This is a genomic window from Litorivivens sp. (assembly GCF_041625495.1).
Classification (GTDB): domain Bacteria; phylum Pseudomonadota; class Gammaproteobacteria; order Pseudomonadales; family Spongiibacteraceae; genus Litorivivens.
The window spans coordinates 1-6,461 of sequence record NZ_JBFJTH010000192.1; the positions used below are offsets into that span (position 1 = coordinate 1).

Below are 6,461 nucleotides of genomic sequence, written 5' to 3' on the forward strand. Positions count from 1 at the left end.
GAGCAGTGCCGGCTGGCGGTTGATGAGTTGCTGCCCGAACTGTTGACGCTGGAGCTCGAGGGATGGGTGGAGCAGCAGGGAGCATGCTGGGTGCGCTGCCGATAATCGAATCCTGTGCGGATTGCGCAATGCCCTTGCGTCTCAGCGTCGACTTCTGTGTCCTTGGACAAGCAATTTCACAACCTTGAGGAGGAGCTTGTGGATACACTTGTCAGGCGGGCGCATGTATACCGCGCCGCCACCTGTCCTTGGGGCAAAAAGGCCGCTGATCTGCTGGCCAGCCAACACATCAACTTTATGGATCATACCTTTGCCAGTCGCGAGGAAGAGGAGGCATTCAAACGTCAGGAAGGTGTGTCGACAACCCCTCAGGTCTATCTGGACGGTCGTCGAATAGGGGGTTACACCGAGCTGGCCCAACGCTTGAACTCTGGGTTAGAGGGCGGCAGCGATGAAGGCCAGCTGCAAGCCTATTTACCGGTGGTCGCGGTATTTGCCACCGCCCTGCTGATGGCGCTCGCAAGTGGCGCAGGGCTGATGGGGTTTATGGGGTTTTCGCTGTGCCTGCTGGCCTGTCTCAAGTTAATGGATCTTCGCAGTTTTGTGGATGGCTTCATGCAATACGATCTGCTGGCGCCCAGAGTGCCCACCTATGGCTGGACCTACCCTTTTCTCGAGCTGGCGGTGGGTCTGGCGCTGTTGGGTAGCATGGCATTAACGCCGATGGCCTGGGTGGCGTTGGTGGTCGGGGTGATTGGCGGCACGTCAATCCTCAAAGCCGTTTACGTTGATAAGCAGGATCTCAACTGTGCTTGCGTGGGCGGCAATTACGATGTGCCGCTGGGTTTTGTCAGCTTTACGGAGAATGCCGTAATGGCGGGTATGGGTGCCGCTATCTTACTTAGGCTCATGTAATGCGCCGTCGCTGATTTCGTCTAGGGCTTGCATTGCGGCGCCGGCTCCGGTATTTTCCGCGCTTTTCCAAATACCGGCCTGTGCCGGCCCAACCGGAGGCTTTGAAATGAGCAAGCCCTTTGTTGCTATTCTGATGGGTTCAGATTCCGATCTGCCAACCATGGAAGCGTCTTTTGACGTACTGAAGAAGTTTGATATCCCCTTTGAGGTGAAAATCACTTCTGCCCACCGCACGCCTGCTGCGACTCACGCCTACGTGACTGATGCAGACGCCCGCGGTTGTGCGGCCTTTATCTGTGCCGCTGGCATGGCGGCTCACCTTGCGGGTGCCGTTGCGGCAGCTACTGTGAAGCCGGTTTTGGGTGTGCCGATAAATGCGTCTCTGGACGGCCTGGACGCCCTGCTGTCTACTGTACAGATGCCCGGCGGCATTCCCGTGGGTACCCTGGCTATCGGCAAAGCCGGCGCCAAGAACGCTGCTTATCTGGCTGCTCAGATCATGGCGACCTCGGACGAGAAGCTGGCCAAGGCTGTACGCGATGAGCGCCAAGCCAACGCCGATGCGGTTATTGCTAAAGACGCCGAACTGCAAAAGCGTCTGAACGGCTAATCATGCCCTTCGTTTCGGCGTTCCGCATCCGGCGCGCCGCAGACATTCTTTTGGCGGGCGGTCTGATCACACACCCCACTGAGGCGGTGTGGGGTTTGGCCTGCCTGCCGCAGTTTCCTGGGGCAACCGCGCGTTTGCTTGATCTCAAGCAGCGCCATCCGGCCAAGGGTTTGATTCTGGTTGGCCACAGCGCTAGCTGTTTTGCTCCTCTGCTCGATCCTCTGCCTGCCAGTGTTCGACAGCGCATGCTTGATGCATGGCCTGCAGCCATTACCTTTGTTGTACCTGACCCCGAGGGTTGGGCGCCGGCTTGGGTGCGCGGCAGTCATGACTCTGTGGCCATTCGGGTCAGCAAGCACTCGCTCACGAGCGAATTGAGCCGCACTGTGGGCGGTCCGCTGATCAGTACCTCGGCCAATCCTTCGGGCGCCAACCCGGCGCGCACTGCACTTAAGGCTCGTCAATATTTCGGGGAACGTCTCGACTATTATCTGGTCGGAGAGACCGACGGCGCGAGTCGTCCAAGTCGCATACTCGATGCCCTTACGGGCGAAGCGTTCCGGGAGTAACCGTGGAAATTCAGGCCGTCAAAGATTACCTGCTCGACCTGCAGGAGCGTATTTGCCGTGAGCTGGAAGTTGTCGACGGAACAGGCACTTTTGTTGAAGATGTCTGGGAGCGCGGTCGCAGTCGGATTATGACCGACGGTACGGTCATAGAAAAAGGCGGGGTCAACTTCTCTCATGTCACCGGCGATAATATGCCGGCGTCAGCCACCGCGCGCCGGCCAGAGCTGGCGGGTCGTTCCTATCAGGCGATGGGCGTGTCGCTGGTGATTCATCCAGAGAATCCCTATGTGCCCACTAGTCATGCAAATGTCCGTTTCTTTGTCGCTGAGAAACCCGGTGAGGCGCCGGTCTGGTGGTTTGGCGGCGGCTTTGACCTCACGCCCTACTACCCTGTTGAAGAAGACTGTGTGCACTGGCACCAGTGTGCGCACGACGCCTGCGCGCCTTTTGGCGACGAGGTGTATCCGACTTTCAAGGCTTGGTGTGACGAATACTTTTACCTGAAACACCGCGATGAAACCCGCGGTGTGGGCGGTCTGTTCTTTGATGATCTCGATGAAGGTGGTTTTGAGCGCTGCTTTTCACTGATGCGCAGTGTCGGTGACGCCTATTTAAAGGCGTACGTGCCGATTGTTGAGCGCCGCAAGGCGATGGCTTGGGGTGAGCGGGAGCGCAATTTCCAGCTTTATCGCCGGGGTCGCTATGTCGAGTTTAATCTCGTTTTTGATCGGGGTACCCATTTCGGACTGCAAAGTGGTGGCCGTACCGAATCCATTCTTATGTCCCTGCCACCTCTGGCGCGCTGGGAGTATAATTGGCAGCCCGAAAAGGGCAGCCCAGAAGCTGACCTTTACGACCATTACCTGAAGCCACGGAAATGGCTGTAAGTGCAGCCGGGAAAAGGCCTTTTTATGTCCCAGTCTGACCAATATGCTGTTTTTGGCAATCCCATTCGCCACAGTAAATCGCCGGAAATTCATGCGGCTTTTGCGGCCCAAAGCAAGCAAGATATGATCTACCGCACCCACCTGGTTGAAGAGGGAAAGTTCGCTGAAAGTGCGCACCGCTTCTTCGATAATGGTGGCAAGGGGCTAAACATCACAGTGCCCTGCAAAGTTGATGCATTTCGGTTCGCCGATACGCTCAGCGACCGCGCCCGTCGGGCAGGTGCCGTCAACACCCTCGCGAAACAGGATGACGGCACAATCTACGGTGACAATACCGACGGCGCTGGCATTGTGCGCGATATGTTGGAGAACCTGGCATGGGATGTTACCGACCGCCGGGTGCTGATACTTGGTGCTGGCGGCGCGGTGCGGGGAATTCTCAGCCCGCTGTTGGCACGCAGCCCCTCGCATATTGTCATTGCCAACCGCACCGTCAAAAAAGCGCAGGATCTGGCGCGTGAATTCAGTGAGCTGGGCGAAGTGCGCGGCTGCCGCTATGAAGGTTTGGCCGGCAGTCAGTTTGATCTGGTAATTAATGGCACCAGTGCCAGCATGGCGGGCGAGCTGCCACCGCTGCCGGCTGAGCTTCTCAGTGAAACAGCCTGCTGTTATGACATGATGTATTCGGCCGACCCAACGCCCTTTATGCGCTGGGCTGCCGGTGACGCCGCCTGGGCGGTTTCTGATGGCCTGGGCATGCTGGTGGAGCAGGCGGCTGAATCATTTTGTATCTGGCGAGGCATACGACCCAATACTGGCCCGGTCATTGAACAGATTCGCGCATCACTGAATAAATCCACGGACTAACTTCCCCGACCTAAAGGAACATTGTTTTGCTGTTACAGGTTATCGGACTGATCGTTGGGCTCGTTGCGCTGGTGTGGAGTGCGGACAAGTTTGTACTGGGCGCATCCGCAACTGCGCGTATCCTGGGTGTGTCGACGCTGGTTATCGGTATTCTGGTGGTCGGTATTGGTACGTCTGCACCGGAGATGCTGGTGTCGGCCATCGCGGCATTTCAGGGTCAGGCCAGTTTGTCGGTGGGCAACGCGCTGGGTTCCAACATCACCAATATTGGCCTGATTCTCGGTATTACCGCGCTGGTTGCGCCGCTGCAGGTGCGTTCCAAAATCCTGTTCCGGGAAATCCCGCTGCTTATCCTGGTGATGTTGGTTGGCTGGATATTGCTGCGCGATGGCGAGCTGAATGTATTGGATGGTTCGATACTGCTGGGTGGTTTTGCGTTGGTGATCCTGCGCCAACTGTGGGAAGCCAAACACGGTATCGACGACCCGCTGGCAGGTGAGTTCGAAGAATCCCTCGAAAAAGAAATGACCTTGGGCAAGGCCTTGTTCTGGTTGGCGCTGGGGTTTGCGGTGTTGCTGGTTTCAGCGCGCGTGATGGTCTGGGCGGCGGTGGACATCGCCCAGGCGTTGGGTGTGAGTGAGCTGGTGATTGGTCTTACGATTGTTGCCATCGGCACCAGCCTGCCAGAACTGGCCGCCTCGGTGGCGGCGGTGCGTAAAAACGAGCACGATATCGCGTTGGGTAACGTGCTGGGTTCTAACCTGTTTAATCTTTTGGGCGTGATGGCCCTGCCGGGTGTTATCGCCCCCGGCAAAATCGACCCGGCAGTACTGAGCCGTGACTACCCCATCATGATAGGCCTGTCGGTGATGCTCTTTATCATCGCCTACAGTTTTAAGGGCAGCCGGCGCATCGAGCGCTGGGAAGGCGGCTTGCTCACCCTGCTCTACTTCAGCTACCTCGGCCTGCTGGTCTACACTGCCTGATTAGGCCATTGACTCTGTAGCGACTGCAGGGTTCATGCTTCCGGATCGGGAGGTGTGATATGCAAAAACGGGTTTTTCTTGATCTGATTCCGCGTGCAGGTGTTTTTACCTCGGCGCTTGGTTGTGCTGGGTGCTTCCCGGCCTTGGGTGCACTCGGGGCTGCGCTAGGTGTGGGGGCACTGAGCCGCTACGAAGGGCTTTTCATCAATTTTCTGCTGCCGCTGTTCGCCGCAATCGCCCTACTCTTGGGTGTTATTCAATGGTTCCTGCACGGCGTGTTCTGGCGTGGTTTACTTAGCGTTAGTGGTCCTGTCATTGTGCTTCTGGTGCTCTACCCGCTGTGGTCTTTCGCTTGGAGTACGCCACTTTTTTACGCGGCGCTGGGGCTGATGCTGGTGGCATCAGGACTGGAGCTTTGGCGCCCGGTTGGAGGTGGCGTATGCCAAAGCTAGTGTTAGAGACGCAGATCACCTGCCCGGATTGTGGTCAATCGCAGCGTGAAGCAATGCCAGTAGATTCCTGTCAGTTTTTCTACGAATGTCCTGCCTGCCATAAGGTATTGCGACCGCAGGCAGGAGACTGCTGCGTATTCTGTTCCTACGGCACGGTGAAGTGCCCACCGATTCAGCTTGGCGGCTGCTGTACCTAACAGGACTTAAGCTTGTTACCGGGACAACTCCACGATATGCCGATCTTTCAACTTGGCATAATTGTTCGCACTGTAGCTAAAGTATTCGCGTTCTTTATCGGTCAAATCACGCACGGGTTTGGCGGGGCTGCCCACATACAGTTTGCCTGACTCGAGTTTTTTGCCCGGTGGCACGAGACTGTTCGCACCAAGCACAACCTCGTCTTCGATTACCGCCCCGTCCATCACAATACACCCCATGCCGATCAATACGCGGCTGCCAATTGCGCAGCCGTGCAGGGTGACACTGTGGGCCACGGTCACATCATCACCGATCGTCAGTGGGTAGCCGTCGGGATTGAAGGGCCCGGCGTGGGTGATATGCAAAATGGAGTTGTCCTGAATGCTGGTGCGCGCCCCGATGCGGATACGATGCATATCGCCGCGAATGGTGGTGTTGGGCCAGACTGAGCTGTCTTCACCAAGGGAAACGTCGCCGATCACCACCGCGCTGGGGTCGATAAAGACGCCCTTGGCGAGCTTGGGGGTGTGGCCTTCGAAGGCGCGGATGTGGTTCTCAGCGTAGTAGGTCATAACTCGTCCTCTAAAGCGCAGTAATCGGTGCATGATAAAGGAATTCAACCTCGCTCGCGTTACAATGGGCTTTTCCATCATCACGACGAGGTCTGTATGTCGCTGTGTGAACTGCCAAATTTTTCGGCGCTTGAACTGGACAAAGTTCCTGCTCAACTCGACGAGCTATTAAATGGAGCGAGAGCTCAAATTGCCGAGCTCGAGACAGGCGATTTGACGCAATTGCTCGCTGGGCTGGAAGAGATTGATGATCGCATCGACAAATTCTGGTCGGTTATCAGCCACCTAAACGGCGTGATGAACAGCCCGGAATTGCGCGAAGTGTATGCCGAGTGCCAGCCGAAACTGACTGCCTACGGCAACGAGGTGGGTCAGAACCGGGCGCTCTATGATCAGGCTGAGGCA

The 6,461-nt window shown here is 57.0% G+C and carries 10 protein-coding genes and 1 pseudogene; 10 read left to right on the plus strand and 1 reads right to left on the minus strand.

The window, feature by feature from the left end; translation table 11 throughout:
* Positions 1–12 precede the first annotated feature (12 nt).
* The 9 genes from ABYP39_RS16460 (at position 13) to ABYP39_RS16500 (ending at position 5,483) form a co-directional block, all read left to right on the plus strand.
* The gene (locus ABYP39_RS16460; protein ID WP_372783640.1) at positions 13–105 is read left to right on the plus strand and encodes a hypothetical protein; all 93 of its coding nucleotides are present in this window, start codon (positions 13–15) and stop codon (positions 103–105) included.
* 93 nt (positions 106–198) lie between these two features.
* The gene (locus ABYP39_RS16465) at positions 199–915 is read left to right on the plus strand and encodes a MauE/DoxX family redox-associated membrane protein (RefSeq protein ID WP_372783632.1); all 717 of its coding nucleotides are present in this window, start codon (positions 199–201) and stop codon (positions 913–915) included.
* 106 nt (positions 916–1,021) lie between these two features.
* Positions 1,022–1,525 (plus strand): 5-(carboxyamino)imidazole ribonucleotide mutase, encoded by a 504-nt coding sequence (gene purE, locus ABYP39_RS16470; RefSeq protein ID WP_372749337.1) that lies wholly within the window; start codon positions 1,022–1,024, stop codon positions 1,523–1,525.
* A 2-nt stretch (positions 1,526–1,527) separates the two neighbouring features.
* Positions 1,528–2,094, plus strand: coding sequence for an L-threonylcarbamoyladenylate synthase (locus ABYP39_RS16475; RefSeq protein ID WP_372749336.1), 567 nt, complete (start codon positions 1,528–1,530; stop codon positions 2,092–2,094).
* Between the two features lie 2 nt (positions 2,095–2,096).
* Positions 2,097–2,981, plus strand: coding sequence for an oxygen-dependent coproporphyrinogen oxidase (gene hemF / locus ABYP39_RS16480; RefSeq protein WP_372749335.1), 885 nt, complete (start codon positions 2,097–2,099; stop codon positions 2,979–2,981).
* A 24-nt stretch (positions 2,982–3,005) separates the two neighbouring features.
* Positions 3,006–3,848 (plus strand): shikimate dehydrogenase, encoded by an 843-nt coding sequence (gene aroE / locus ABYP39_RS16485; protein ID WP_372749334.1) that lies wholly within the window; start codon positions 3,006–3,008, stop codon positions 3,846–3,848.
* A gap of 26 nt (positions 3,849–3,874) precedes the next feature.
* The gene (locus tag ABYP39_RS16490) at positions 3,875–4,834 is read left to right on the plus strand and encodes a calcium/sodium antiporter (RefSeq protein WP_372783634.1); all 960 of its coding nucleotides are present in this window, start codon (positions 3,875–3,877) and stop codon (positions 4,832–4,834) included.
* Positions 4,835–4,893: 59 nt separating this feature from the next.
* Positions 4,894–5,286 carry a MerC family mercury resistance protein gene (locus tag ABYP39_RS16495; protein WP_372783636.1) on the plus strand — a complete coding sequence of 131 codons (393 nt, stop codon included), beginning with the start codon at positions 4,894–4,896 and terminating at the stop codon, positions 5,284–5,286.
* Positions 5,274–5,483 carry a GDCCVxC domain-containing (seleno)protein gene (locus ABYP39_RS16500; protein WP_372783638.1) on the plus strand — a complete coding sequence of 70 codons (210 nt, stop codon included), beginning with the start codon at positions 5,274–5,276 and terminating at the stop codon, positions 5,481–5,483. The genes ABYP39_RS16495 and ABYP39_RS16500 overlap by 13 nt, the downstream gene beginning before the upstream one ends.
* Positions 5,484–5,498: 15 nt before the next feature.
* Here ABYP39_RS16500 and ABYP39_RS16505 read toward each other — a convergent pair whose 3' ends face one another.
* On the minus strand, positions 5,499–6,056 hold the full coding sequence (locus ABYP39_RS16505; RefSeq protein ID WP_372758824.1) for a gamma carbonic anhydrase family protein: 558 nt from the start codon (positions 6,054–6,056) through the stop codon (positions 5,499–5,501).
* Positions 6,057–6,083: 27 nt separating this feature from the next.
* Here ABYP39_RS16505 and ABYP39_RS16510 point away from each other — a divergent pair.
* Positions 6,084–6,461, plus strand: a pseudogene (locus ABYP39_RS16510) (hypothetical protein); the annotation flags it as partial.

Bases quoted from the DNA above. Each gene is read 5' to 3' on its own strand.
- purE (WP_372749337.1), top strand. From the start codon at position 1,022: ATGAGCAAGCCCTTTGTTGCTATTCTGATGGGTTCAGATTCCGATCTG.
- ABYP39_RS16505 (WP_372758824.1), bottom strand. From the start codon at position 6,056: ATGACCTACTACGCTGAGAACCACATCCGCGCCTTCGAAGGCCACACC.
- ABYP39_RS16475 (WP_372749336.1), top strand. From the start codon at position 1,528: ATGCCCTTCGTTTCGGCGTTCCGCATCCGGCGCGCCGCAGACATTCTT.
- ABYP39_RS16500 (WP_372783638.1), top strand. From the start codon at position 5,274: ATGCCAAAGCTAGTGTTAGAGACGCAGATCACCTGCCCGGATTGTGGT.
- ABYP39_RS16495 (WP_372783636.1), top strand. From the start codon at position 4,894: ATGCAAAAACGGGTTTTTCTTGATCTGATTCCGCGTGCAGGTGTTTTT.
- aroE (WP_372749334.1), top strand. From the start codon at position 3,006: ATGTCCCAGTCTGACCAATATGCTGTTTTTGGCAATCCCATTCGCCAC.